This window comes from Streptomyces carminius, from assembly GCF_002794255.1.
GTDB classification, from domain to species: Bacteria; Actinomycetota; Actinomycetes; order Streptomycetales; family Streptomycetaceae; genus Streptomyces; species Streptomyces carminius.
The window spans coordinates 90,625-115,852 of record NZ_PGGW01000017.1; the positions used below are offsets into that span (position 1 = coordinate 90,625).

The following is a 25,228-nucleotide window of genomic DNA, read 5'->3' on the forward strand; positions in this document are numbered from 1 at the left end:
ACGGTGTTGCCGCGCGGTGTCCGCGCCGGGGCGCGCGTACCCGGACGCCGCGTCGTGCCGGTGAGGGCCTCAGGTGCGGGAGCCCTGATCGTTCACGAGCGTGCCGATCTTCTCACCCTTCACCGCTCGTGCGATATTCCCCTCGACCAGCAGCTCGAAGACGAGGATCGGGAGTTTGTTGTCGCGGCAGAGGGTGATGGCGGTGGCGTCGGCCACCCGCAGGTCGCGGGTGATGACCTCGCCGTACTCCAGCGCGTCGAACTTCACCGCGCCGGGGTTCCGCGCCGGGTCCGAGTCGTAGACGCCGTCGACCCCGTTCTTGCCCATCAGCAGCGCCTCGGCGTCGATCTCCAGGGCACGCTGGGCGGCGGTGGTGTCGGTGGAGAAGTAGGGCATGCCCATCCCGGCGCCGAAGATGACCACCCGGCCCTTCTCCAGGTGCCGTACCGCCCGCAGCGGAATGTAGGGCTCGGCGACCTGGCCCATGGTGATGGCCGTCTGGACCCGGGAGTCGATGCCCTCCTTCTCCAGGAAGTCCTGCAGCGCGAGGCAGTTCATGACCGTGCCGAGCATGCCCATGTAGTCGGAGCGGGCCCGGTCCATGCCGCGCTGCTGGAGTTCGGCGCCGCGGAAGAAGTTGCCGCCGCCGATGACTACGGCGATCTCGGCGCCGCCCCGGACCACCGCGGCGATCTCGCGGGCGACCTTGTGCACGACGTCCGGGTCGACACCGAGCCCTCCGCCGCCGGCGAACGCCTCGCCGGAGAGCTTCAGCAGGAAGCGGCGGCGGTCGTGGTGTTTCCCGGAAGCACTGCCTCCGGAGTCGGTGTCCTGTTTCATGCGGATCTCCTCGTGCACATGCGGAGGAGGCCATCGCCGGTGGTCCCTCACGGTCCCCGAAAGCGGCAATGGCCTCCTCGTCACAACTGCGGTCGTCCGGTCCGTGCGGCGACGGACCGGGACGGCCCCCGTACCCGGCCCTGGCCGGGCATCGCCGGTCCGCCGTGGAAGTTACGGCGGGCCGGTCAGGCGCCGACGCGGAAGCGGGCGAAGTGCCTCAGCGTGACACCGGCCTCGTCCAGCACCTTCTTGACGGTCTTCTTGTTGTCCTTCGCGAAGGGCTGGTCCAGGAGGCAGTTCTCCTTGAAGAAGCCGTTCACGCGGCCCTCGACGATCTTCGGGAGGGCCTGCTCGGGCTTGCCCTCCTCGCGCGCGGTGGCCTCGGCGACCCGGCGCTCGTTCTCGACCGTCTCGGCGGGGACCTCCTCACGGGAGAGGAACTTCGGGCCGAACGCGGCGATGTGCTGCGCGACGTCCTTGGCGACCTCGGCGTTCTCCTGCTCCAGCTCGACCAGGACACCGACCTGCGGGGGCAGGTCCGGGCTGGTGCGGTGCATGTAGGCGGCCACGTAGCCGTCGGAGAACCGCGCGAAGCGGTCGAGGACGATCTTCTCGCCGAGGGTGGCGTTGGCCTCGTCCACGTACGCCTGGACGGTCTTGCCGGGCTCGACCTCGGAGGCCAGCAGCGCCTCGATGTCGGCCGGGGAGGTGGCGGCGACATGGGCGGCGATGGTGTCGGCGACGGCGAGGAACTTCTCGCCCTTGGCGACGAAGTCGGTCTCGCACTTGAGCTCGACCAGCACACCGGACTTGCGGTCGTCGGCGAGCAGGGAGACGACGGCGCCGTTCTCGGCGGTGCGGGACTCGCGCTTGGCGACGCCCTTCTGGCCCTTGATCCGCAGGATCTCGACGGCCTTGTCGACGTTGCCCTCGGCCTCGTCCAGCGCCTTCTTGCAGTCCATCATGCCGGCGCCGGTGAGCTCACGGAGCTTTTTGACGTCGGCGGCGGTGTAGTTCGCCATGGTCGGTGAATCTCTTCTCGGAAAGTCGGTGAGGATGGGTCGGTCGGCGGGTGCGCGGCCGGGGGCGGTGCTCCTGGCACCACCCCCGGCCGTACCCACCGTGCGGCTTTCTCAGGCCTGCTGCTCGGCCGGCTTCTCGCTCTCGCCCTCGGCGGGGGCGGCCTGCTCCTCGGCGGTGGCCGGGGCCTCGGACGCCTCCTCGGCGGTGGCCGGGGCCTCGGACGCGTCCTCCGTGGCGGCCGGGGCCTCGGACGCGTCCTTGGTCTCGGCGGCCTTCTGGGCGTCGCCCTCGAGCAGCTCGCGCTCCCACTCGGCGAGCGGCTCGCCGGCGGTCTTCTCGCCCTTGCCCTCGCCGGCACCGCCGGAGCGGGCGATGAGGCCCTCGGCGACCGCGTCCGCGATCACCCGGGTGAGGAGGGTGACGGAGCGGATCGCGTCGTCGTTGCCCGGGATCTTGTAGTCGACCTCGTCCGGGTCACAGTTGGTGTCCAGGATCGCGACGACCGGGATGTTGAGCTTGCGCGCCTCACCGACGGCGATGTGCTCCTTCTTGGTGTCCACGATCCAGACGGCGCTGGGCACCTTCTGCATGTCCCGGATACCACCGAGCGTCTTCTCCAGCTTGGCCTTCTCGCGGGAGAGGACCAGCAGCTCCTTCTTGGTGAGGCCGGAGGCGGCCACGTCCTCGAAGTCGATCTGCTCGAGTTCCTTCAGACGCTGGAGACGCTTGTGGACGGTCGAGAAGTTGGTCAGCATGCCGCCGAGCCAGCGCTGGTTCACGTAGGGCATGCCCACGCGGGTGGCCTGCTCGGCGATGGCCTCCTGGGCCTGCTTCTTGGTGCCGACGAACATGATGGAGCCGCCGTGGGCGACGGTCTCCTTGACGAACTCGTAGGCGCGGTCGATGTACGACAGCGACTGGAGCAGGTCGATGATGTAGATGCCATTGCGCTCGGTGAAGATGAAGCGCTTCATCTTCGGGTTCCAGCGGCGGGTCTGGTGCCCGAAGTGGACGCCGCTCTCCAGCAGCTCCCGCATCGTGACGACGGCCATGGCCGTATCTCCTCGGGGTACTCGGTTGTACGCGGCGGCCGGACGGCCGCCGCTCCTGACGCCCCGGCGCGCTGTGCCTGCGAAGTACCGGCCTGGGGACGGTGTCCTTCGAGGACCGAGATGCGCGGCCACCGGTGAGGGTGGCGGGGCGTGCGAAGTCGACCCGGTGACCCGGATCGCACCAGAAGTGTACGGGACCGGGGAACCGGCAGGCGACACGCACGGGACCGGCGGCGGCCGTACCGGGCCCTGCCCGGCGGCGACGGGCCGCCGCGGGCCGCCGCGGGAGCGGGCGGACCGCCCTATCGGGTGACGGACTTGTCCACAACCGGCCGGTGGTCCACACTTTCCGGCCCGGATCCCCGCCACACCCTCTCCTCCGTCACGCTGCACCCGTGAACCGCCGAATCCTCGCCCTGCTGCTGTGCTGCCCGTCGCTTCTCGTCCCGGCCGCCGCCCCGGCCCGGGCCGCCCCCGGGGACGGTCCGGACGGTGGCCGGCCGCCCGCCGCCCGGATCCGGCCGGTACCGGGAGCGGTGGAGCACGGCTGGAGGCCGCCGCCCGCGCGGTGGGCGGCCGGCCACCGGGGTGTGGACCTGGCGGCCCGGCCGGGGGACCCGGTGCGGGCGGTGGCGCCGGGGCGGGTCTCGTTCGCGGGGACGGTCGCCGGGCGCGGGGTGGTCTCGGTGGAACTGGCGGGCACGGGCGCCCCGCCGCTGCGCACCACGTACGAGCCGGTCGGGGCCCGGGTCCGGGAGGGCGACCGGGTCGCGGCGGGGGATGTGGTGGGTGTGCTGGAAGCGGACGGCTTCCACTGCCCGGCCGGGTGCCTGCACTGGGGGCTGCGCCGCGGCGAGGTCTACCTGGACCCGCTCTCCCTGCTGGGGCCGGGCCGCTCCCGGCTGCTTCCGGTGCTGGGCGTCCCGCTTCCGCGCGGGCCGGGGTCGGGGAGCGGCCCGGAGGACACGGCGCGGTCGGCGCCGGTGGCCGCCACCGGGAGGCCGCCCGCGCAGGAGGCTGCCGCGGGAGCCGTGGCGCTGGCCCTGGCTGCGGCCGCGGTCTGGGCCCACCGCCGCCATGTCAGGTCACGCGCCGGGCGGGCGACCGGGTAGCCGGGGCGGCCGGTGCGCGGGACACTCCGGCGTCCGCGGGCACCGCCCGGCGACGGAGCGGCGCGCGCCCACGGCGGTCCGGCACGCACGGGCCGAAGGCGGCGCGGAGACGCGGTGGGCGGAACGCGGTGCCCTGGACGCGAGGACCGTACGGCAGTGGGAGGCGGGAGGCGGGAGGCGGGAGGCGGGAGGCGGGAGGCGGGAGGGGAGGGGAGGGGTCACCCCCCGACACCGTGAAGCGCCATGGCCACGGCGGCCTGTGCGATCTTCTCCGGATCCTCCGCGGCCCCCAGTTCGATACGGCGGACCGCCGCGTCCACGACGCCCTGCAGCAGGGTGGCCGTCAGGCGGGGCTCGCCGTGGCCGAGGGCCCCGAGGGCGTCCACGACCATGGTGATCAGCCCGCCGTGGGCGGCGCGGATCTTCTCCCGGGCACCTGTGTCCAGTTCGCCGGCCGAGATGGCGACGACGGCCCGGTGGCGGCGGTCCCCGGCCAGGGCCAGCTGTCGCCGTATGTAGGCCTCGACCTTCGCCTCGGGGGTGCCGGCCCGTTCCATGGCGGTCTCCACCTCGGCTGCCCAGACGGGGAAGTCGACGGCGCACAACTCCTCGACGACGGCGGCGCGGGAGCGGAAGTACTCGTAGACGGAGGAACGGGCCAGTCCCGTGCGTGCGGCCAGGGCGGGAAAGGTCAGCGCTTCCGTACCGCCCTCGGACAGCAGGGACCGGGCCGCCTCCAGCAGTGCGTCGCGCTGCATCGTACGGTGTTCGGCCACCGAGGCCGCTCGAATCCTGGGCACGTGTCCCACTGTAGGGAGAGCGGCACCGGTTCAGCGACCCACATCGGCAAGCTTGGTCCTCAGCTGCAGTACCGACTTGGTGTGGATCTGGCTGACCCGGCTCTCGGTGACCCCGAGCACCTGCCCGATCTCGGCGAGGGTGAGCCCCTCGTAGTAGTAGAGGATCACCACGGTCCTCTCCCGCTCCGGCAGGGTGTTGACCGCGCGGGCCAGCAGCCGCCGCAGCTCGCGGTCCTCCGCGACCTCGACGGGGTTGTCGGCGGCCGTGTCCTCCAGGGTGTCCACGAGGCGGTCCCCGCCGTCGCTGCCGGCGTGGAGCACCTCCTCGAGGGCGACCATGTTGGTCAGAGGCAGCTGGCTGAAGATGCCGTGAAGCTCCTCCAGGGGGATGCCCATCTCGTCCGCGACCTCGGCCTCCGACGGAGTGCGCCGCAGCGTGGCCTCCAGGGCGGCGTGGGCCCGCTCGAATGCCCGGGCCTTCTGCCGCAGGGAGCGGGGGATCCAGTCCAGTGCCCGCAGTTCGTCGATCATGGCTCCGCGGATGCGGGTGATGGCGTATGTCTCGAACTTGATCGAGCGGTCCGGGTCGAACTTCTCGATGGCGTCGATCAGGCCGAAGACCCCGGAGGAGACGAAGTCGGCCTGCTCCACGTTGGTGGGCAGGCCGACACTGACCCGCCCGGCCACGTATTTGACCAGGGGCGAGTAGTGGAGGATCAGTTGTTCCCGCAGCCGCTCGTCGCCCGTGCACTTGTACGACCGCCACAGTTCGTCGAGCGATCTGGGAGGGGCAGGGCGTGCAGCGGCATCGGCTGCAATCGGTTCTGCCGTGGCCGTGCGGTCGGGCCCGGAGGTGTGGTGGGGCATGCGTCGTCTTGAGCCGTTCTGCCGTGGTCTGCGCGCTGACGCTGGTGGGACCGGTGGGACGGAATCCTTGGGAGCGTAGCGTGACTGGAGCATCGCTCAGTGCGAGGAGTGGTCGATCAGATATACGCAGATACGTTCCGCTGACCGCACCCCGGGGTTACCCGGGAGGTCGGGCCGGGGCAGCCGCGCGGCGTGGGGTGGCCTGTTCGGCGGGCCTGCCCGCCGCCCTTTCACCCGATCGCCCCGGGGCGGGGATCGGGCCGTCACCTGTTGGGGTGTTGGTTCGCGTACCGCGCCAGCCGCCAGTGGCCGCCGTCGTGTTCGACGAAACCGAGTGACCGGAGTTCCCGGAGACGGGTGAGTGCGCGGTCCTCCGTGAGGGCGGCGCCCCGTGCCGCCGCGGCGGTGTCGAACCCGCCTCTGGCCGGCAGCGCCTCCAGAACGCGCGCCGCTTCCGGCGCCAGCAGGTCGCGTGGCAGCATCGGCCCGCGCCGTTCGGGGGCGAGCTCCCCGATGCCGCCGACCAGTTCGATGATCTCGGCCGCGTCGGTGACGACGAGGCCCTCGCCGCGCAGAAGCTGGTGGACGCCCGCGGACAGCCCGCTGCTCACCGGCCCGGGCACCCCCATGGTGACCCTGCCGAGCGAGATCGCCCGCCGGGCGGTCACCAGCGAGCCGCTGCGCAGTTCCGCCTCCACCACGACGGTGCCGCGGGTGAGGGCCGCGATCACCCGGTTGCGCAGTACGAACCGGCTGCGGGTCGGATGGTCGCCGGGCGGCAGTTCGGCCACCAGCAGTCCCTGCTCCCCGATACGCCGGATCAGTCCCCTGTTGCCCGGCGGATAGGCGACATCGACTCCGCACGCCAGAACACCGACGGTCGCCCCGTCCACCACGAGGGCCCCGTTGTGGGCGGCGGCGTCCACGCCGTACGCCGCACCGGAGACCACTGTCCAGCCGCGTACGGCCAGGCTGGAGCCGAGTGTCGCCGCGACGTGGGAGCCGTAGTCCGTGCAGGCCCGGGCGCCCACGAGGGCGACGGAGCGCAGTGCCCACAGCCGCAGTGAGGCCCGCCCTCTCACCCACAGCCCGACGGGGCGGCCGTCTCCCAGGTCGTCCAACTGGCTCGGCCACTCGGCGTCCCCGGGGCAGACGAAGCGCCCGCCCAGTGCGGTGACGGCCGCCAGGTCGGCCTCGGGGGTGAGGTCGCGGGTGCGCTGCCGCAGTCCGGCCCAGCGGGCCGGGGAGGCGCCGGGCAGCGGGGGGCCGGAACCGAGGGCACGGAGGGTCTCCACGGCCCCGTACCGGTCGATCCATCTGTTCATCGCCTCGTCGCCCGGCTCGCCGACCCTGGTGAGCGCCGCCCTGGCCGTGCGCTCCTCCTGGCCGGTCATGCCCGGCCACCGGTGAGTGCCGTACCGCGCCGCACGCCGGTGCGCAGTTCCAGCGCGCCGTCCACGTCGCCGGCGGTGGGCCGGTCGTGTCCGGCGAGGTCGGCCAGTGTCCAGGCGACCCGCAGAACGCGGTCCAGGCCGCGTGCGGTGAGCAGTCCGCGTTCCATGTCCTCCTCGGCCCGGCCCAGCGCGCCGGGCGTTGCCGGCCATCTGGTCCGCAGTTCGTGTCCGGGGACTTCGCTGTTGGTGTGCCAGGGTGTGTCGGCGTACCGGGCGGCGGCGCGCTCCCGGGCGGCGCGTACGCGGGCCGCCACGGTGGCGGTGGATTCAGCGCCGCCGCCGGGGGAGACCAGCTCGGAGCGGGTGACGGGCTCGACGGTGACTCTCAGGTCGACGCGGTCCAGCAGCGGGCCGGAGAGACGTGCGCGGTAGCGCCTGACCGAGGAGGGCCGGCACTCGCAGCCGCCGCCCCGGGAGCCGTGCCGGCCGCAGGGGCAGGGGTTGGCGGCGAGGACGAGCAGGAAGCGGGCGGGCATGCGCATCATGCCCTGGGCCCGGGCCACCACGACCTGCCCGGATTCCAGCGGCTGGCGCAGCGCGTCGAGCACCCGGGCACTGCACTCGGCCGCCTCGTCAAGGAAGAGCACCCCGTGGTGGGCGAGGGAGACGGCTCCGGGCCGGGGCAGCCCGGTGCCGCCGCCGACGAGGGAGGCCATGGTGGCCGAGTGGTGGGGCGCGCAGTACGGGGGCCGTTCGACCAGCGGCTGCCCGGGTGGCAGCACCCCCGCCACGGAGTGGACGGCGCTGACCTCCAGCGCCTCCTGCGGGGCGAGCGGCGGCAGCAGTCCGGGGAGCCGTTCGGCGAGCATCGTCTTGCCCGCGCCGGGCGGGCCCTTGAGGAAGATGTGGTGGCGCCCCGCGGAGGCGACCTCCAGGGCGCGCCGGGCCGTGGTCTGGCCGGCGACCTCCCGCAGGTCGACGGTGCGCTCGCCGCCGATCCCCGTGATGCCTCCCCCGGCCCCGGGGACGGCGAGTCCGGCGAGCATCGCGGCCGTGGTGCCGTCCTCGACCTGGTCCTCGTCGGGGACGGGCTCATCGGTCAGGACGGCGACGAGCTGCCGCAGGGAGCGGACACCGAGCACGGAGACGCCGGGGACCAGGGCGGCCTCGGCGGCGGTCTGCTCGGCGACGACGACCTGCCGGTACCCGGCGTCGGCGGCGGCCAGAACGGCGGGCAGGACACCGCGGACCGGCCGGACGCGGCCGTCGAGTCCCAGCTCTCCGATCATGACCAGCTCGGTGAGCTCCCGGGGGTCGATCCGCTCCGCGGCGCCGAGGACCGCGCAGGCCACGGCCAGGTCGAAGCCGCTTCCGCTCTTGGGCACCGAGGCGGGGCTGAGTCCCACGGTGAGCTTCTTCTGCGGCCAGTCGATTCCGGAGTTGACGACGGCGGCCCGGACCCGGTCGCGGCTCTCGACCAGGCTCTTGTCGGGCAGTCCCACCAGGGTGAAGGTGGCCACTCCCGGTTCGAGGTCGGCCTGGACCTCGACGACCACGCCCTCGACGCCGACGAGCGCGACCGAGCAGGTGCGGGCGAATCCCATGTCAGGCCACCCCCCGGAGGTGCTCCACCCGGGGCGCGCCGCGCTCGGGCAGGACGATGCCGACGAGGTCGATGCGGACTCCGCCGGTGGGCGGGCGGCCGTACCGGGCGATCCAGCGCTCGGTGAGCCAGTGGGAGGCGAGTCTGCGCAGCCGTTCGGCCTTGCGCGGGGTGATGGCCGCCGCCGGGTGTCCGTAGGGACCGGTTCTACGTGTCTTGACCTCGCAGACGACGAGTGCGTCGGCGTCCCGGGCGACGATGTCGATCTCGCCGTCCCGGCAGCGCCAGTTGCGTTCCAGGACGGCCATGCCGGCCTGGCGCAGCCGTCTGGCGGCCAGGTCCTCGCCGTAGCGTCCGAGTGCGTCTCTGCCGTTCATCGGTACCACCTCCGGGTCCGACTCTGACGGCTGCGGAGACGGTCGGCCGATCATGGTCCGTTTCTGTGGACGGCAGACCGGTTGTGGATATCTCGCTCACCCGTGCGGGTGAGGCGCGGGTACGGCCGCACACCCGGGCCCCGGGCTCACCGCTTGAAGCCGGAGTCCTCGGGCAGGTCGAGATCGCTCTTGTTGAGCTCCTCGATGTTCACGTCCTTGAAGGTGAGTACTCTGACCTGCTTGACGAAGCGGGCCGGGCGGTACATGTCCCACACCCAGGCGTCGGCCATCGAGACCTCGAAGAAGACCTCGCCCTGGACCGAGTGCACCTGCATCTCGTAGTCGTTGGTGAGGTAGAAACGCCGTTCGGTCTCGATCACGTACTTGAACAGGCCGACGACGTCCCGGTACTCCCGGTAGAGCTTCAGCTCCATCTCGGTCTCGTACTTCTCGAGGTCCTCGGCGCTCATGACGTGTTCCCCTTCAGGCGTGCGTCCCTCCATTGTGCGCCAGGCTCCTGCGCCGTTCGCGGAGCGCGGCGAGGGGGCCGTACGCTGCGCCGCCGAAGATCAGCACGGCTCCGGCGGCGATCGCCACCAGGAGGGGCCCCAGCGGGCCGGGCCGGGAGATCCCTCCGGGGAGGTCCGCGAAACTTCCGGGGCGATCCACCATGCCCGCGCCGGACAGCGGCCACACGGTGGCGTCGACCCGGCCGGTCACCGCCTCCCGCTCCACGGAGCCGTTGTCGGCGTCCTGCAGATGCGTCCGGGAGTCGAGGGATTCGGAGCGGTGGTCGCCGAGGAGGAAGAGCCGTCCTTCGGGCACGGTCGCCTCGAAGGCGGTGAAGGAGGCCCGGTCCTGCCCCCGTACGTACGGCTCGTCGACCGGTGTGCCGTTGACGGCCAGTCTTCCCCGTCCGTCGCAGCACTCGACGGTGTCGCCGCCGACGCCGACGACCCGCTTGGTCACCGGCACCCCACCCCAGACCGAGTCCCGGAAGACGACTATGTCACCGCGTCTGACCTGGTCGCCGTCGATGCGCTGGGCCAGCACCCGGTCCCCGGCGTCCACGGTGGGGGCCATGGAGCCGGTCGGCACGGTGTAGGGCTGGTAGAGAACGGCCGCCCAGACGAAACCGCCGAGGAAGAGCACGCAGCCGATCGCCGTGGCCACCGACGACAGGACATGGCCCAGTCGGCCGCGGCGTCTTCCGGTACGTCCCGCTCTGCTCACTGCGCGCTCTCCGGAAGGTCTGGGTCCACCGACGGTCTCGCCGCACCCTACCTCCGGAGAGGCCCGCTGGTCAGCCCACGTCCCGCCGGGCCGGTCCGCCGGGAGGGCCGCCCGCCGCCGGTGCCCTCAGCCGCCTGCGCAGCAGCACCAGCGGTACCGCGCCCACCAGCCCCAGGGCGGCCGGTGCCATGGCCAGGCCCTGCTTCTCGAAGGTGTCCGGCACCGGCAGGGTGCCCCAGCGGTCGACCGGCCATGCCCTGACGACGGCCCGCCCCACGACCTCGTCCACGGGGACCGTCCCCTTGCCGGGGAGCTCCTGGTGGAAGCGGGAGTCCAGGGAGTTCTGGCGGTTGTCGCCCATCACCCACAGCCGGTCCTCGGGGACCTCGACCGGGCCGAAGCCCTCACTGCCGCACGGGGTGCTCCCGGGGTAGATGTAGGACTCCTCGTCCAGGGCCTTGCCGTTGACCGTGACCGGGCCGTTCTTCTCGCAGGCCACGGTGTCGCCGCCCACCGCGATGACCCGTTTGATCAGGTCCTGCTCCTCGGCGGAGGGCAGCAGACCGATGAAGCTCATGAACTCCTGGAAGGCGGCGCCGATCCCGCCGGAGCCGTCCGGCGCGTCGTCCAGCCAGCCCCCCGGATCGCCGAAGACGACGACCTCGCCGCGTTCGGGCTCGGCCCCGAACCAGGGGGTCAGCTTGTCCACCAGGACCCGGTCGCCGCGCTGCAGGGTGTTCTGCATCGAGTCGGAGGGGATGGAGAACGCCTGGATCAGGAAGGTCTTGATCAGCAGCGCCAGGATCAGTGCGATTCCGACCAGCAGGGGGAGTTCCTTCAGGAAGGAGCGCTGTTTCTTGCCTGTCACGCTCTCCCCGCCGTCCGGGCTCGCACCATCCGGATGCCCGCTGTCCGGATGCCCGCTGTCCGGGCTCCCGCTGTCCGGTTCGGCGGCCGGCCTCTCACCCCGCTCCTCCTGCGCCTTGCCGGTCCGCCGCCTGTCCGGCCCGTCCGCGTCGGAGCGCGCTCCGATCGCCACGTCCCCCACATCCACTCCTCACACTGCTCGTACGGTGTCCTCGCCCGCGCCTCAGCCGCCGCAGGCCCACAACACCCATAACGAGCGGGAGTTCCACAGGGCTCGGGAACTGCACCATGTCATTGTCGCCGCCCGCGGCGGCCGAGGCGGGCTCGCCGCGCGGGTCCGGTACCGACGCGTAGGTCTCGGGCTCCTCCAGTCGCCGCCAGTGGGAGTACGGCCAGGCGATCACCACGGCCTTGCCCACCACGAGGTCCTCCGGAATGGTTCCCTTCCCCGGTTCCTCCAGGTGGTAACGGGAGTCGGCGGAGTTGGCCCGGTGATCACCCATCACGAAGATCCGGTTCTGGGGGACCCGCACCTCGAAGGTCATCTGTGAGGGGGCGTTCCCGGGGTGGAGATACGGCTCGTTCAGCGGTGTGCCGTTGACCGTCACCCGGCCGTCCTCGTCGCAGCACCTGACGGTGTCGCCGCCCACCGCGACGACCCGTTTGATCAGGTCCTGCTCGTCGTCCGAGGGCAGCAGACCGATGAACGTCAGGAGCTGTCTGCCCTGCTTGATCCCCACCGGGTCGTTCCGGTCGGGCTTGTCCTCGGGCGGCAGCCAGCCGCCGGGGTCCTTGAAGACGACCACGTCGCCGCGTTCGGGGCGGGCGCCGAACCAGGGGGTCAGTTTGTCCACCAGGACCCGGTCGTCGATCCGGATCGTCTGCTCCATCGAACCGGAGGGGATGACGAACGCCTGGACCAGGAAGGTCTTGAGGACCAGGGCGATGAGCAGCGCCACGCCCACCAGGATGGGTATCTCCTTGGTCACCGACAGCCGGCGCCGGCGCCTGATCCGCCTGGCCGCGCGCCGCCGGTCCGCCCGTCCTTCGCCGGGGCCGCGCAGCGTCGTGCGGGAGTCCTGGTCCGCGTACGCGTACGCGCCGCCCGCCCGGCCTCCTCCCCGGGGCCGTCCTCGTCTACCCATGGCGGCCCCGCAGGGAGGTCCAGCGGCCGGCCGGCCAGACGATCCGGTCGGCCCGGCCGATCACCCGGTCCACCGGTACGGTGCCGCCGCCGGGGCTGCCGAGGTGGTCCCGCGAGTCCCGGGAGCGGGAGCGGTGGTCGCCCATCACCCACAGCCGCCCCCCGGGGACCTCGATGTCGAACGGCACGGCCGAGGGCCGGTCGTCGGGATGCAGGTACGTCTCGTCCACCGGTTGGCCGTTCACCTCGATCCTTCCCCGCGCGTCGCAGCACCTGACCCTGTCCCCGCCGACGCCGACGACCCGTTTGACGTAGTCGGCCCCGTCCCGCGTTCCCCGGTCGAAGGAACCCGCGCCGTCGAACACCACAACGTCCCCGCGCCGCGGATGGTTGCCGAAACGGTAGGCCAGCTTGTTCACCAGTACACGGTCGCCGACTTGGAGCGTGTTCCCCATGGAGTCGCTGGAGATGCGGAAGGGTTCCGCCACGAACGCCTCGGCCGCCGACAGGGCCAGGAGCGCCGCGGCGACCGCCACCACCGCCATACGCACGGAGCGCGACCGGCGTCCCCGCCCCGTGCAAGGGGCGGGGACGCGGTCGCGCTCCGTGGGCTGTGCGTCGGTGTCCATCGAGCCGAGAGCCTAACCCGACGGCCCGGTGCTCCGCGGCGAAGGCGGTACGGGCCCGGCACCGCGGGTACGTCCCGAGGACACCGCGGGCCGCCGCGCGGCCCCGGCCGCGGATCAGCGCTCGCGCTTCTCCTTGATCTTCGCGGCCTTGCCGCGCAGCTCGCGCAGGTAGTAGAGCTTGGCGCGGCGGACGTCACCGCGGGTGACGACATCGATCTTCTCGACGACCGGGGTGTGCACCGGGAAGGTGCGCTCCACGCCGACGCCGAAGCTGACCTTGCGGACGGTGAAGGTCTCGCGGATGCCGGCGCCCTGGCGGCGGATGACGACGCCCTTGAACTGCTGCACTCGGGAGCGGTTGCCCTCGATGACGCGCACGTGGACGTTGACGGTGTCGCCCGGGCGGAAGGCCGGGATGTCGCTGCGCAGCGAGGCGGCGTCGACGCTGTCGAGCAGGTGCATGACGGTCTGCTTTCCTCGCCGATGCCACAGGTCATCGGCGGAACGATTCGTTGGGTGGTCTGGCGGCCCCGGTGCCGGGCCGGCGTCGGTCCCCCTGTGGCAGGGTCGCGGGCCGGGCGTGGGGCAGCGGCCTATTCTTCCACGCCTTTGGCGGTGCGCCCAAATCGGCCGTCCGGCAGCTCGGTCCAGCCCAGTTCCGCGAGGAGTTCGCGGTCCTGGGCCCCCAGTGCCGCGGGATCGCAGCGTTCGACGAGGTCCGGCCGGTACCGCGCGGTGCGGCGGAACGCCTGGTCGCGGCGCCAGCGGGCGATCCGTCCGTGGTGACCGCTGAGCAGCACCTCCGGAATGCCCCGGCCGCGCCACAGCGGCGGCTTGGTGTAGACGGGGCCCTCCAGGAGGCTTGCCATGGCGCCGGGGGCGAAGGAGTCGTCGCGGTGGGACTCGGCGTTGCCCAGGACCCCGGGCAGCAGCCGGGCGACGGCCTCGACCATGACCAGGACGGGGGCCTCTCCCCCGGCCAGCACGTAGTCGCCGATGGACAGCTCCCGCACCCGCAGGCGCTCGCCGTACTCCTCGATGACGCGGCGGTCGATGCCCTCGTAGCGGGCGGGGGTGAAGACCAGCCAGGATTCGGCCGCCAGCTCGACGGCCGTCCGCTGGGTGAAGGGGCTGCCGCTGGGGGTGGGGACGACGAGGACCGGTTCCCTCCCGTCCTCGTCCGAGGCGAGGATCGTGTCCAGTGCCTCGCCCCACGGTTCGGGCTTCATCACCATGCCGGGGCCGCCGCCGTAGGGGGTGTCGTCGACGGTGTTGTGCCGGTCGTGCGTCCAGCGCCGCAGGTCGTGGACGCGTACGTCGAGCACGCCGCGGGCGCGGGCCTTGCCGACGAGGGAGACGTTCAGCGGCTCCAGGTACTCGGGGAAGATCGTGACGATGTCGAGCCTCACCGGGCCGCGCCCCCGTCGTCCCCGGTCCCGGCCCCCTCATTGCCGCCGCCGTTCCCGGAGCCCCGCGGAGTCCGGCCCGCGGTCTCGGCCCGGTCGTCCAGCAGACCCGGCGGGGGATCGACCACCGCCCGCTGCGCCGCCAGGTCGACCTCCGGCACGATCTCGCCGACGAAGGGGATCAGCACCTCGCCGCCGTCCGCCCTCCGCACCACCAGCAGGTCCTGGTACGGCAGATGGGCGATCTCCTCGATCCGTCCGACGGCCGTCCCGTCCCGGGTGACGACCTCGAGGTCGACCAGCTGGTGGTCGTAGTACTCGTCGGGGTCCTCGGGGCTCTCCTCCGGGTCCACCTCGGCAATCAGCAGGGTGTTCCGCAGTGCCTCGGCGGCCGTGCGGTCCCGCACCCCCTCGAAACGCAGGAGCAGCCGCCCGCTGTGGACGCGGCCCTCGGCGATGGTCAGCGGGCCCGCGGAGGCCGGGTCGGTGGCCAGGACGGCGCCGGGGGCGAGCCGCACCTCGGGCTCGTCCGTCCGCACCTCCACCGTGACCTCGCCCCTGATGCCGTGTGCGCGGCCGACGCGCGCGACTACCAGCTGCACTGCTCACAAACTCCAGATGGTCCGGTCACCGGCACGGGCCGGGGGCGGTGGGATGCCGCCCCCGGCCCGTGCCGGTGTCTCGTGCTGTCTGCCGCCGTCCCCGGTGGCCCCGGTCAGCGGATCTGGTCCGCGTCGACGAGGTCGACGCGGATGCCCCTGCCGCCGAGAGCTCCCACGACGGTGCGGAGCGCGCGTGCCGTCCGGCCGTTGCGGCCGATGACCTTGCCGAGGTCCTCGGGGTGCACCCGGACCTCCAGCACACGTCCGCGGCGCAGGTTGCGGGAGGCGACCTCCACCTCGTCGGGGTGGTCGACGATGCCCTTCACCAGATGGTCGAGGGCTTCTTCCAGCATGGTCACGCCTCGGTCGACCCGGCGGCGCCGGTCTCGGCCTCGTCCGCCTTCTTGTCGGCCTTGTCGGCCTTCTTCGCCTTCGGGGTGATGGCCTCGCCCCCGGGCTCGTCCGCCGACTGCTTGGCGGCCGCCTCGAAGACGGCGCGCTTGTCGGCCTTGGGCTCGGGGACCTTCATCGGCTCCGGGGCCGGCAGGCCCTTGAACTTCTGCCAGTCGCCGGTGACCTTCAGGATGGCCTGCACCGGCTCGGTCGGCTGCGCGCCGACACCCAGCCAGTACTGGACGCGCTCCGAGTCGACCTCGATGCGCGAGGGGTTCTGCACCGGGTGGTACAGACCGATCTCCTCGATGGCCCGGCCGTCACGGCGCGTACGGGAGTCGGCGACGATGATGCGGTAGTGAGGCGAACGGATCTTGCCCAGTCGCTTCAGCTTGATCTTGACTGCCACGGCTGTGGTGTCTCCTGGTCTCTGACGTGGTGGGACACGGCGGGATGCCACGTGGGGTTGTGGTACCCGGGTGCCCGATGGACGCGTCAGCCGGAGGAGAGAGGGGTCCTGTGCGGCTGCCGAGTACAGCCGCCCATTGTGCCACACCTCGCGGGGGGAACCGGTCTCCCCCCGGCTCCCCCGGCTCTCCGGCCGACCGCGTCCCTTCAACCCACCGCGACCACCTCCGGGATGCGGAACGGCTGTCCGCAGGCCCCGCACATGATCGGCGCCTGCGCCAGCACGGACGGGACGACCCGTACGTTGCGCCCGCAGTCGCAGACCGCCTTGACCCGCACCCCTCCCCCCGAGGAGCCGTGCCGCGCGGCGGGTCCCCGGAAGGTGTGCGAGGTGTCGGTGGCGGTGGCGGCACTGTGGGCGCGCAGGGCCCGCTGCAGCCGCTCGATCGTCGGCCGGTAGCGCTTTCTGGCCTCGGGCGTCATGACGACCAGCGAGAAACCGCTGCTGGGGTGTGGTTCGTCGGAGTGCTCCAGACCCAGATCCTCGGCGATCGCCAGGAAGCGGCGGTTGTGGTAGCGGCCCGCGCGCGAAGTGTCCCGGACACCGCGGGCGGCGGCGATCCCGTGGACGGCCTCGTGCAGCAGCCGTTCGAAGGAGAGCTCGGCGCCACAGGCGGACGACGACTCCCCGATCAGCGATTCGGGCGCGGCCAGGTCGGGCAGCTCGGGGTGGTGCCGTTGAATGTCGGCCCACGCGAGCGCCAGTTCGGCGGCAAGAACAGGTGGTGTCGTGCTCACGTCGTACACAACGAGCCGGGGTGTCCCGGTGTTCCGATTCCGGGGCATCCCAAATAATTTGCGCCTACTCGTCAGTTGCCGGTCGTTGTCGCCCTGACCCGGGCGGGTGGGGCCGATCCGGGGAGGACCGGCCCCACCCGCCCCAAGCCGGGACGTACTGACCCGTCAGTACGGTCGTTCCGCCCGGCCGGCCGCGGGACCGGCGGGCCGCCCCCGCCGCCGCCCTCGCGGGTCAGTAGGCGCGGGCGACCACGGCCACCGTTCCCGGGGCGTCGTCGGCCCGCGGCACCGATCCGTCCTCGGCCACCAGGCACCGCACCGTGGCGGCCTGCTCGGCCAGTGCCGCCTCGCCCTCCGGGCCGAGGTCGGCCCACGGGATGCGGGCCCAGTTCCCGGCGGCGGCCGCCTCGGCCGCCTCGGCGGTGGTCCGCACCTCCACCGTGCGGGACTCGCGGCGCTCACGGGACTGGCGCAGCAGCAGCGCCTGGTCCTCCTCCAGCAGCTTGGGGCACAGCCCGGGCAGCGCGTCGAGCGCCACTGGCTCCTTGCCGCCCGCGATGCGGCGGACCAGCATCGCGGTGCCGTTCTCCAGGTCGCGCGGGCCGATCTCGACACGCAGCGGCACGCCCTTGAGCTCCCAGTCCACGGCTCGGCGGCCGAAGGGGGTGTCGGTGCGGTCGTCCACCTTCACCCGGACGCCGGCCGCGGCGAGCTTCTCGCCGACCTCGCGGACCCTGGCGAGCACCGCCTCGTCGCCCTTGATGGCCAGGACGACGGCCTGGACGGGTGCCAGGCGCGGCGGGACGCGCAGACCGTTGTCGTCGCCGTGCGTCATGATCAGGCCGCCGACCATCCGGGTGGAGGTGCCCCAGGAGGTCTGCCAGACCAGTTCCCGCTCGCCGTCCTTCGACAGGTAGCGGGTGTCGAAGGCCTTGGCGAAGTTCTGGCCCAGCTCGTGGCTGGTGCCCATCTGGAGGGCCTTGCCGTCGCCCATCATGCCCTCCAGGGTGAGGGTGTTGATGGCGCCCGCGAAGCGCTCCCGGGGGGTCTTGCGGCCCAGGACGACGTCCATGGCCAGGACGTTCACCATGAAATCGGCGTAGACCTCCCGGTGGATCCGGGCGGCGTAGTCGCGCGCGTCCTCGTAGGTGGCGTGGGCGGTGTGCCCTTCCTGCCACAGGAACTCACTCGTTCGCAGGAAGACACGCGGACGCATTTCCCAGCGCACCACGTTGGCCCACTGGTTGATCAGCAGGGGCAGGTCGCGGTAGCTCTGCACCCACTTGGAGAAGTAGTCGTTGATGATCGTCTCGGAGGTCGGCCGGACGACCACCGGCTCCTCCAGCTCCTTGCCGCCGCCGTGCGTGACCACGGCCAGCTCGGGGGCGAAGCCCTCGACGTGCTCGGCCTCCCTGGTCAGGTACGACTGCGGGATGAACAGGGGAAAGTAGGCGTTGTCGGCGCCCGCGGCCTTGATCCGGGCGTCCATCTCGCGCTGCATCCGCTCCCACAGCCCGTACCCGTACGGCCGGATGACCATGGTGCCGCGCACCGGTCCGTTGTCGGCCAGTTCGGCCTTGCTGATCACGTCCTGGTACCAGCGCGGGAAGTCGTCCGCCCGGGGGGTGAGTACGGGAGCCTTTGCCATGTCGCGCATGTTACGGCGCCCTGCTGCGGATGCGTGAATCAGGTTGTCGGGAGAACGTAGGAGTGCGCTCGGCGGACGCGGATGTGAACACTCCGGCCCGCCCTCTGGACTCGGGGACAGAAGCGCAGTTCCCTGGCATTCGGGGACTTTGGACCTCTCGGGGGACGAGACGGCGGCCGGGTATCCGGCGATCCTTCCACGGAATGGGGATGTTGCGATGGCACCCACGCTCGCACAGCGGCACCTCCCGCGGCCCGCCCGGGACTGGGCGGAGATTCAGGAACGGATGCTGGTTCCGCTCTACGAGGCGGTCTACGAGCGGTTCGAGGTCGGACGGCACGCGCACGTCCTGGGCCTGGGCTGCGGTTCGGGGCTGGCACTGGTGCTGGCCGCCGCCCGCGGCGCGACCGTCACGGGCACGGACAGCGACGAGGCCCGTCTGGAACTGGCCCGGCAGCGGCTGCTGCCGGAGCCGCAGTGGGGCGCGCGGCACTGGGCCGCGCGGGTGCTGCCGAGCGAGCCGGACGGCGGGCCGGACGCCGCCGCGCTGCGCGAGGGGCCGCCGCCGACCCTGGTGACCGCCTTCGACGCCCTGCCCGACGCCGCCGTGCTCACCCGGGTGGCCCAGGTGACCGGGCGGGGCACCCCGGTGGTGCTGGCGGGCTGGGGCCCGGTCGAGCGCTGTGCCGCCGCCCCCGCGCTGCGGGTGGCCGAGCGGCTGGCCGAGCCGCGGCTCCCGGTGGGCCGGTGCTGGCGGCCGGGCGGCCGGGACGATCTGGAGGACCTGGCCCGGCGGGCCGGGCTGCGCCTGGACGGCTCGGGACGGGTGGCGTGCCCCTTCGGGTACGCCGACCTGGAGAGCGCCGTACGGGGCCTGGTCTCCACGGGGCTGTACGACGCGGCCGTCCGGGCGACGGACGAGGGGCAGGTCACCAAGGAGCTGACGGAGGCGCTGCGCCCCCATGTCCGCCCCGACGGCACGGTGTGGATGCAGAACCTGTTCCGCTACGTGGTCGCCATGACGTGACGGCGCCGCCGCTCCCCCGCCGGACCGGCGGTGCGCGCCTGCCGGTCCGGCGGGGGAGCCGGCCGGGTCACTTCGGAGGCAGCAGGTCCCGGAACTCCTGGGGCAGCTCGAAGTCCTCCGCGTCCGCCCCCGCGCCGGGCAGCCCGAAGGCGCCGCCCTGGCCCGCGGCACGGCGCTCGGCGACGGCCTGCTCCTCGGCCCTGCGCTTCATCGGGTTGCCCGAGCGCTGCTTGCCCTTGGCCTTCTTCTGCTGCTTGCCCTTCTTCCGGCTGCCGCCGCCCGCCCCGGGCATCCCCGGCATCCCGGGCATTCCCGGCATGCCGCCGCCCTGGGCCATCTTCGACATCATCTTGCGGGCCTCGAAGAAGCGCTCCACCAGGTTCTTCACCGCGCTGACGTCCACGCCCGAACCGCGGGCGATACGGGCCCGCCGCGAACCGTTGATGATCGTGGGATCGGTGCGCTCGGCCGGGGTCATCGACTTGATGATCGCGGCGGTGCGGTCCACGTCACGTTCGTCGATGCTGTTGATCTGCTCCCGGATCTGCCCCATGCCGGGCATCATCCCCAGCAGTTTGGAGAGGGAGCCCATCTTGCGGACCTGCTCCATCTGGGACAGGAAGTCGTCGAGGGTGAACTCCTTGGGCCCCTTCGCCAGCTTCTCGGCCATCTTCTCGGCCTCTTGCCGGCTGAAGGTCTGCTCGGCCTTCTCGATGAGGCTGAGGACGTCGCCCATGCCCAGGATGCGGGACGCCATGCGGTCCGGGTGGAAGGCGTCGAAGTCGTCCAGCTTCTCGCCGTTGGAGGCGAACATGATCCGGCGGCCGGTGACGTGCGCGACCGACAGGGCCGCGCCGCCGCGGGCGTCGCCGTCGAGCTTGGTCAGCACCACGCCGTCGAAGCCGACGCCGTCGCGGAACGCCTCGGCGGTGTTGACCGCGTCCTGGCCGATCATGGCGTCCACGACGAAGAGGGTCTCGTCGGGACGGACCGCGTCGCGGATGTCGGCGGCCTGCCGCATCATCTCCTCGTCGATGCCCAGCCGGCCGGCGGTGTCGACGACGACCACGTCGTACTGCTTGGTGCGGGCGTACTCGATCGAGTCGCGGGCGACCTTGACCGGGTCGCCGGTGCCGTTGCCCGGCTCGGGCGCGTAGATCCCCACCCCCGCGCGCTCGGCCACGACGGTGAGCTGGTTGACGGCGTTGGGGCGCTGCAGGTCGCAGGCGACCAGCAGCGGGGTGTGACCCTGGGCCTTGAGCCAGCGGCCCAGCTTGCCCGCCAGGGTGGTCTTGCCCGCGCCCTGCAGGCCGGCCAGCATGATCACCGTGGGCGGGTTCTTGGCGAACCGCACCCGGCGGGTCTCGCCGCCGAGGATGCCGACGAGCTCCTCGTTGACGATCTTGACGACCTGCTGGGCGGGGTTCAGCGCCTTGGAGACCTCGGCGCCGAGTGCGCGCTCCTTGACCTGCTTGATGAAGGCCCGCACCACGGGCAGCGCGACATCCGCCTCCAGCAGGGCGATGCGGATCTCGCGCGCCGTGGCGTCGATGTCCGCCTCGCTCAGCCGGCCCTTGCCCCTGAGGTTCTTGAACGTCGCCGTGAGGCGATCGGAGAGAGTGTCGAACACGTCGGTCGCGGATCCTTCGCGTTGGCGGCGGTGGCGGTCGACCTCCAAGAGTATCCGCCCGCCGCCGCCTCGGTCAGCCGCCCAGGGTCCGCCCCAGATCCCGGGCGAGCTCGGCGGCCTCCTCCGCCGGCAGCGGGGCGCCGTCCGGCCCGGTGACGTAGAAGGCGTCCACCGCGTTGGCGCCGAGCGTGCTGACGTGCGCGCTGCGCACCGCGACACCCGCGTCCTCCAGTGCCCGCCCGATCCGGTAGAGCAGACCGGGGGCGTCCTGGGCACGTACCTCCAGCACGGTGGCCAGCCGCGATCCCGCCGGGGCGACCGTCACCCGCGGCGGCGGGGCCCCGGCGCCGCGGCGGTGGCGGGGCGTGCCGCGGTAGGCCCGCTCCCGCTCGGCGAGCCGGGCGGGGATGTCGAGGGAGCCGTCCAGGGCGCGCACCAGGTCGGCGCGGAGCCGGGCGGCCTGCGGCAGCGAGCCGTACTCGGCGGCGACCCGCCAGCTCAGCAGCAGAACGGCGCCCTCGCCGGACGGGCCCGTGCCGGAGGGTCCCCCGCCGGGCGGGGCCACGGCACGCAGGTCGGCGGTGCGCACGGTGAGCCGGTGCAGGGCCAGGACGCCGGCGGCGGCGGGCAGGGCACCGGGCTGGTCGGGCAGGGCGATGAGGAGTTCGACGCCGACCGGTTCCGGGTCCGTCTCCGGGGCCGCGTCCGCGACCGCTTCCACGGCCGTGTCCGCAGTGCCGTCCGCAGTGCCGTCCGTGGAGCGGACGCCGGGGGGCGCCGGCTCTGTCCGGGTGCGCAGGGACAGCACCGGACCGCCGGTGCGCCGGGCCTCGGCGGCCAGCCGTTCGGCCCCGGCGGGAGGCCGGAAGGTGTCCCGCCCCGGGCCGCCTTCCTCGCCCGTCAGCACCGCGCCGACCCGTTCGACCAGGTCGGACACCAGTCCCGCACGCCATGCCGACCAGGCGGCGGGCCCGGTGGCCTTCGCGTCGGCCTCGGTGAGGGCGTGGAGCAGTTCCAGGGTGCCCGCGCCGCGGACGGCCCCGGCCACCGCGGTCACGGTCGCCGGGTCGTCCAGATCGCGCCGGGTGGCGGTCTCGACCAGCAGCAGATGGTGCCGCACCAGGGTGGCGAGGGTATCGGCGTCCTCGGCCCCGAAGCCCATCCTGGCGGCCATGTCGCGGGCGATGGTCTCACCGGTGACGCTGTGGTCACCGGGCCAGCCCTTGCCGATGTCGTGCAGCAGCGCTCCGACCAGCAGCAGGTCGGGGCGGCCGACCCGGCGCAGGTGGGCGCGGGCCCGCACCGCGGTCTCGATCAGATGACGGTCCACCGTCCAGCGGTGCACGGCGTTGCGCTGCGGGCGGCAGCGCACCCGTTCCCAGTCCGGAAGCAGCGCGGTGACCAGGCCCTCGGCCTCCAGCGCCTCCCACACCCCGATCAGGGGCTCGCCGGCACCGAGCAGCGTGACGAACGCCTCGCGGGCCTCGGCGGGCCAGGGCACCGGCAGCGGCGGTACGTCGGCGGCCATCGCGCGCACCGCCGGCCGGGCCAGCGGCAGTCCGGCCTGGGCCGCGGCCGCCGCGGCGCGCAGCGTCAGGACGGGGTCGCGTCCGGGCCGGGCGGTACGGGCGAGCACCACCTCGCCGTCCTGCTCGACGACGTTCTCGGCGAGCGGGGTGCGCGGACCGGGGCGGGCGGCGGGGCGGGCCCGCGAGCGCAGCACCCGGCCGACCTCGCGCCAGGTGACGTCACCGGCGTAGGAGATCACCCGGGCGGCCTCGTACACCCGGCGCAGCAGGGCGTCCGCGTCGGGCAGCGCGAGGTCTTCGGCGATCTGGTCCTGCTCCTGCAGGGCCAGCCGGTCGGTGGCGCGGCCGGTGGCCAGTTGGAGGGCGTCACGGATGTCGAGCAGGGTACGGCGGGCCTCGTCCAGCCCTTCGCGGGGGGCGTCGGCCAGCCAGGAGGCGGCCACCGCGCGCAGGGCGGTGGCGTCGCGCAACCCGCCGCGGGCCTCCTTCAGGTCGGGTTCGAGGAGGAAGCGCAGTTCACCGTGGCGCCGGGCGCGTTCCCCGATCGCCTCGCGCAGTTCGGCCAGCCGCCGGGGTGCGTCGGCGCGCCACCGGGCGAGCAGCTCGGTGCGCAGGCCGGCGGTGAGCTCCGCGTCACCGGCGACATGCCGGGCGTCCAGCAGTCCGAGCTGCACCCTGAGGTCCTCGGCGGCGGCCCGCCGGGTCTCCTCGGGGGTGCGCACCGAGTGGTCCAGGGCGATGCCCAGGTCCCACACGGGGTACCAGAGGCGGTCGGCGAGGGCGGTGATCTCGCCGATGTCCCGTCCGGTGTGCACCAGCAGCAGGTCCAGGTCGCTGCGCGGGGAGAGCTCCCCGCGGCCGTAGCCGCCGACGGCGACCAGGGCGACTCCGTCTCCCGGGTCGCCGAGCAGTCCGGCGAGCCAGGCGTCGGTCAGCTCCGCCAGGGCCCTGCGGCGCGGCGGCCCGGGCCGCCCCTCCCCGGTGAGGAGGCGCAGCCGGGCCGCCGCGTAGGTGCCGGGCTCCGCCCCGGTCTCCCCGGCCCCGCCGGCGGGGCCGGCGGGGTCCGGGGAGACCGGCGGGGGTGCCGCGCTCATGTGGCTTCCCGTTCCGTCACAGGGCGTCCGGACCGCGTTCGCCGGTCCGGACCCGCACCGCGGTGTCCACCGGCACGCTCCAGACCTTGCCGTCGCCGATCTTCCCGGTGCGGGCGGCCTTGACGACCACGTCGAGGAGCTGCTCGGCGTCGTCGTCCTCGACGAGGACCTCGATGCGGATCTTGGGGACCAGGTCGACGGTGTACTCCGCGCCCCGGTAGACCTCGGTGTGACCGCGCTGCCGGCCGTATCCGCTGGCCTCGGTGACGGTGAGGCCCTGGACGCCGAACGCCTGCAGTGCCTCCTTCACCTCGTCGAGACGGTGCGGCTTGATGACTGCGGTGATGAGCTTCACGCGTCCACCTTCTTTCCGGGCTCCCCGGACGGGGGAGCCGTCACGCTGTCGGTCTGGCTGCCGGTGGCCCCGGCCGTGCCGCGGGAGCCGGGCGCACCGCCCACCGCGCTGAAGTCGTAGGCGGTCTCGGCGTGGTACGCCTGGTCCAGACCGGCGGTCTCGTCGTCCTCACCGGCGCGGAAGCCGATGGTGACGTCGATCAGCTTGGCCAGGATCCAGGAGACCACGAAGGAGAAGGCCATGACCGAGAAGGCGCCGACGGCCTGCTTGCCGAACTGCTCCACGCCGCCCACGCCGTCGATGGCCAGGAAGCCGACCAGCAGGGTGCCGACGACACCGCCGACCAGGTGGACGCCGACGACGTCCAGGGAGTCGTCGTAGCCGAGCTTGTACTTCAGGCTGACCGCCCAGGAGCAGACCAGGCCGGCGACCAGACCGATGGCGATCGCGCCGACGGCGTTGACGTGCGCGCCGGCGGGGGTGATGGCGACCAGGCCGGCGATGGCGCCGGAGGCCGCGCCCAGGGTGGTGAAGGCGCCGTGCCGGACGCGCTCGTAGATCAGCCAGCCCAGGATGGCGGCGGCGGTGGCCACCTGCGTGTTCAGGGCCATGGTGGCGCTGGTGCCGTTGGCGCCCAGCGCGGAGCCGGCGTTGAAGCCGAACCAGCCGAACCACAGCAGGGCGGCGCCCAGGACCACCAGGGGGAGGCTGTGGGGGCGCATCGGCTCCTTCTTGAACCCGATGCGCTTGCCCACCACCAGGACGGCGGCCAGCGCGCCGACGCCGGCGTTGATGTGGACGGCCGTGCCGCCGGCGAAGTCGATGACCTCCAGCTCGAACAGCCAGCCGCCCTCGGCCCAGACCCAGTGGGCGACGGGGAAGTAGACGACCGTGGCCCACAGGGCGATGAACACCGCCCAGGCGCTGAACTTCACCCGGTCGGCCAGCGCACCGCTCATCAGGGCGGGCGTCAGGACGGCGAACATGAGCTGGAAGAGGACGAAGGCGAAGACCGGGATGCCCTCGTCACCGCCGGTGAGCGTCTCGACGCCGATGCCCTTCAGGCCGATGAACTCGAAGTTGCCGATCACACCTCCGGTGTCGGTGCCGAAGGCGAGCGAGTATCCGTAGAGGACCCACAGGACACTCACGATGCCCAGCGAGATGAAGGACATCATGAGCATGTTGAGGGCGCTCTTGACCCGCACCATGCCGCCGTAGAACAGCGCCAGGCCGGGTGTCATCAACATGACCAGCGCAGCGCTGATCAGTACAAAAGCGGTATCCGCGCCGTTCAATGCGGGCGCCTCCTCGCGTCGCGACCCGTGGGGGCGGATCTGGGGATCAGGATGCGCCACAGATTCGCGAAGCCCCGTTTCCTCCGATGCCGTGCGGTG

The 25,228-nt window shown here is 72.8% G+C and carries 26 protein-coding genes; 2 read left to right on the forward strand and 24 right to left on the reverse strand.

Annotated elements, in window-relative coordinates:
• Window positions 1-69: 69 nt before the first annotated feature.
• The 3 genes from pyrH to rpsB form a co-directional block, all read right to left on the reverse strand.
• Window positions 70-840: a UMP kinase gene (gene pyrH, locus CUT44_RS05760; RefSeq protein ID WP_100201123.1), complete on the reverse strand. Its 771-nt coding sequence runs from the start codon at window positions 838-840 to the stop codon at window positions 70-72.
• 185 nt (window positions 841-1,025) lie between these two features.
• Window positions 1,026-1,862 (reverse strand): translation elongation factor Ts, encoded by an 837-nt coding sequence (tsf, locus tag CUT44_RS05765; RefSeq protein ID WP_100201066.1) that lies wholly within the window; start codon window positions 1,860-1,862, stop codon window positions 1,026-1,028.
• 111 nt (window positions 1,863-1,973) lie between these two features.
• Complete coding sequence (rpsB, locus tag CUT44_RS05770) at window positions 1,974-2,915, reverse strand: 30S ribosomal protein S2 (RefSeq protein WP_100201067.1); 942 nt, start codon at window positions 2,913-2,915, stop codon at window positions 1,974-1,976.
• A gap of 395 nt (window positions 2,916-3,310) precedes the next feature.
• Between rpsB and CUT44_RS05775 the strand changes: the two genes are divergently transcribed.
• Entirely contained in the window at window positions 3,311-4,027 is a 717-nt protein-coding gene (locus tag CUT44_RS05775; protein ID WP_199185623.1) for a murein hydrolase activator EnvC family protein, read from the forward strand.
• Between the two features lie 218 nt (window positions 4,028-4,245).
• Here CUT44_RS05775 and CUT44_RS05780 read toward each other — a convergent pair whose 3' ends face one another.
• The 17 genes from CUT44_RS05780 to proS form a co-directional block, all read right to left on the reverse strand.
• Window positions 4,246-4,785 (reverse strand): TetR/AcrR family transcriptional regulator, encoded by a 540-nt coding sequence (locus CUT44_RS05780; protein ID WP_100201069.1) that lies wholly within the window; start codon window positions 4,783-4,785, stop codon window positions 4,246-4,248.
• 72 nt (window positions 4,786-4,857) lie between these two features.
• Window positions 4,858-5,694, reverse strand: a complete 837-nt coding sequence (gene whiG, locus CUT44_RS05785) for an RNA polymerase sigma factor WhiG (RefSeq protein ID WP_100201070.1) — start codon at window positions 5,692-5,694, stop codon at window positions 4,858-4,860.
• 263 nt (window positions 5,695-5,957) lie between these two features.
• Window positions 5,958-7,088 (reverse strand): DNA-processing protein DprA, encoded by a 1,131-nt coding sequence (gene dprA / locus CUT44_RS05790; protein ID WP_100201071.1) that lies wholly within the window; start codon window positions 7,086-7,088, stop codon window positions 5,958-5,960.
• On the reverse strand, window positions 7,085-8,692 hold the full coding sequence (locus CUT44_RS05795) for a YifB family Mg chelatase-like AAA ATPase (protein ID WP_100201072.1): 1,608 nt from the start codon (window positions 8,690-8,692) through the stop codon (window positions 7,085-7,087). The genes dprA and CUT44_RS05795 overlap by 4 nt, the downstream gene beginning before the upstream one ends.
• 1 nt (window position 8,693) lies before the next feature.
• A complete protein-coding gene (locus tag CUT44_RS05800) occupies window positions 8,694-9,068 on the reverse strand; it encodes a YraN family protein (RefSeq protein WP_100201073.1) in 375 nt (124 codons plus the stop codon).
• 146 nt (window positions 9,069-9,214) lie between these two features.
• Complete coding sequence (locus CUT44_RS05805) at window positions 9,215-9,538, reverse strand: DUF2469 domain-containing protein (RefSeq protein ID WP_100201074.1); 324 nt, start codon at window positions 9,536-9,538, stop codon at window positions 9,215-9,217.
• 13 nt (window positions 9,539-9,551) lie between these two features.
• Window positions 9,552-10,301 (reverse strand): signal peptidase I, encoded by a 750-nt coding sequence (gene lepB / locus CUT44_RS05810; protein WP_100201075.1) that lies wholly within the window; start codon window positions 10,299-10,301, stop codon window positions 9,552-9,554.
• 70 nt (window positions 10,302-10,371) lie between these two features.
• The gene (gene lepB, locus CUT44_RS05815) at window positions 10,372-11,340 is read right to left on the reverse strand and encodes a signal peptidase I (RefSeq protein ID WP_100201124.1); all 969 of its coding nucleotides are present in this window, start codon (window positions 11,338-11,340) and stop codon (window positions 10,372-10,374) included.
• The gene (gene lepB, locus CUT44_RS05820) at window positions 11,264-12,313 is read right to left on the reverse strand and encodes a signal peptidase I (RefSeq protein WP_100201076.1); all 1,050 of its coding nucleotides are present in this window, start codon (window positions 12,311-12,313) and stop codon (window positions 11,264-11,266) included. The genes lepB (CUT44_RS05815) and lepB (CUT44_RS05820) overlap by 77 nt, the downstream gene beginning before the upstream one ends.
• On the reverse strand, window positions 12,306-12,941 hold the full coding sequence (gene lepB / locus CUT44_RS05825) for a signal peptidase I (RefSeq protein WP_100201077.1): 636 nt from the start codon (window positions 12,939-12,941) through the stop codon (window positions 12,306-12,308). The genes lepB (CUT44_RS05820) and lepB (CUT44_RS05825) overlap by 8 nt, the downstream gene beginning before the upstream one ends.
• 114 nt (window positions 12,942-13,055) lie before the next feature.
• On the reverse strand, window positions 13,056-13,403 hold the full coding sequence (gene rplS / locus CUT44_RS05830; RefSeq protein ID WP_100201078.1) for a 50S ribosomal protein L19: 348 nt from the start codon (window positions 13,401-13,403) through the stop codon (window positions 13,056-13,058).
• Between the two features lie 131 nt (window positions 13,404-13,534).
• Window positions 13,535-14,350, reverse strand: a complete 816-nt coding sequence (trmD, locus tag CUT44_RS05835; RefSeq protein WP_100201079.1) for a tRNA (guanosine(37)-N1)-methyltransferase TrmD — start codon at window positions 14,348-14,350, stop codon at window positions 13,535-13,537.
• On the reverse strand, window positions 14,347-14,949 hold the full coding sequence (gene rimM, locus CUT44_RS05840) for a ribosome maturation factor RimM (RefSeq protein WP_100201080.1): 603 nt from the start codon (window positions 14,947-14,949) through the stop codon (window positions 14,347-14,349). Before rimM ends, trmD begins: the two co-directional genes overlap by 4 nt.
• 113 nt (window positions 14,950-15,062) lie before the next feature.
• A complete protein-coding gene (locus tag CUT44_RS05845) occupies window positions 15,063-15,302 on the reverse strand; it encodes an RNA-binding protein (RefSeq protein ID WP_100201081.1) in 240 nt (79 codons plus the stop codon).
• A 2-nt stretch (window positions 15,303-15,304) separates the two neighbouring features.
• Entirely contained in the window at window positions 15,305-15,751 is a 447-nt protein-coding gene (gene rpsP / locus CUT44_RS05850) for a 30S ribosomal protein S16 (RefSeq protein WP_100201082.1), read from the reverse strand.
• A 206-nt stretch (window positions 15,752-15,957) separates the two neighbouring features.
• Window positions 15,958-16,548, reverse strand: coding sequence for a hypothetical protein (locus CUT44_RS05855; RefSeq protein WP_408646714.1), 591 nt, complete (start codon window positions 16,546-16,548; stop codon window positions 15,958-15,960).
• A 232-nt stretch (window positions 16,549-16,780) separates the two neighbouring features.
• Window positions 16,781-18,196 carry a proline--tRNA ligase gene (gene proS, locus CUT44_RS05860; RefSeq protein WP_100201125.1) on the reverse strand — a complete coding sequence of 472 codons (1,416 nt, stop codon included), beginning with the start codon at window positions 18,194-18,196 and terminating at the stop codon, window positions 16,781-16,783.
• A gap of 217 nt (window positions 18,197-18,413) precedes the next feature.
• On the opposite strand from proS, the gene CUT44_RS05865 reads away from it, so the two are divergent.
• On the forward strand, window positions 18,414-19,223 hold the full coding sequence (locus CUT44_RS05865) for a class I SAM-dependent methyltransferase (protein ID WP_100201084.1): 810 nt from the start codon (window positions 18,414-18,416) through the stop codon (window positions 19,221-19,223).
• Window positions 19,224-19,290: 67 nt separating this feature from the next.
• Here CUT44_RS05865 and ffh read toward each other — a convergent pair whose 3' ends face one another.
• The 4 genes from ffh to CUT44_RS05885 form a co-directional block, all read right to left on the reverse strand.
• Window positions 19,291-20,853 carry a signal recognition particle protein gene (ffh, locus tag CUT44_RS05870; RefSeq protein WP_100201085.1) on the reverse strand — a complete coding sequence of 521 codons (1,563 nt, stop codon included), beginning with the start codon at window positions 20,851-20,853 and terminating at the stop codon, window positions 19,291-19,293.
• Window positions 20,854-20,926: 73 nt separating this feature from the next.
• Complete coding sequence (locus tag CUT44_RS05875) at window positions 20,927-23,476, reverse strand: [protein-PII] uridylyltransferase (RefSeq protein WP_100201086.1); 2,550 nt, start codon at window positions 23,474-23,476, stop codon at window positions 20,927-20,929.
• Between the two features lie 16 nt (window positions 23,477-23,492).
• Window positions 23,493-23,831 (reverse strand): P-II family nitrogen regulator, encoded by a 339-nt coding sequence (locus CUT44_RS05880; RefSeq protein ID WP_100201087.1) that lies wholly within the window; start codon window positions 23,829-23,831, stop codon window positions 23,493-23,495.
• Window positions 23,828-25,129: an ammonium transporter gene (locus CUT44_RS05885; RefSeq protein WP_100201088.1), complete on the reverse strand. Its 1,302-nt coding sequence runs from the start codon at window positions 25,127-25,129 to the stop codon at window positions 23,828-23,830. Before CUT44_RS05885 ends, CUT44_RS05880 begins: the two co-directional genes overlap by 4 nt.
• Between the last annotated feature and the right edge of the window lie 99 nt (window positions 25,130-25,228).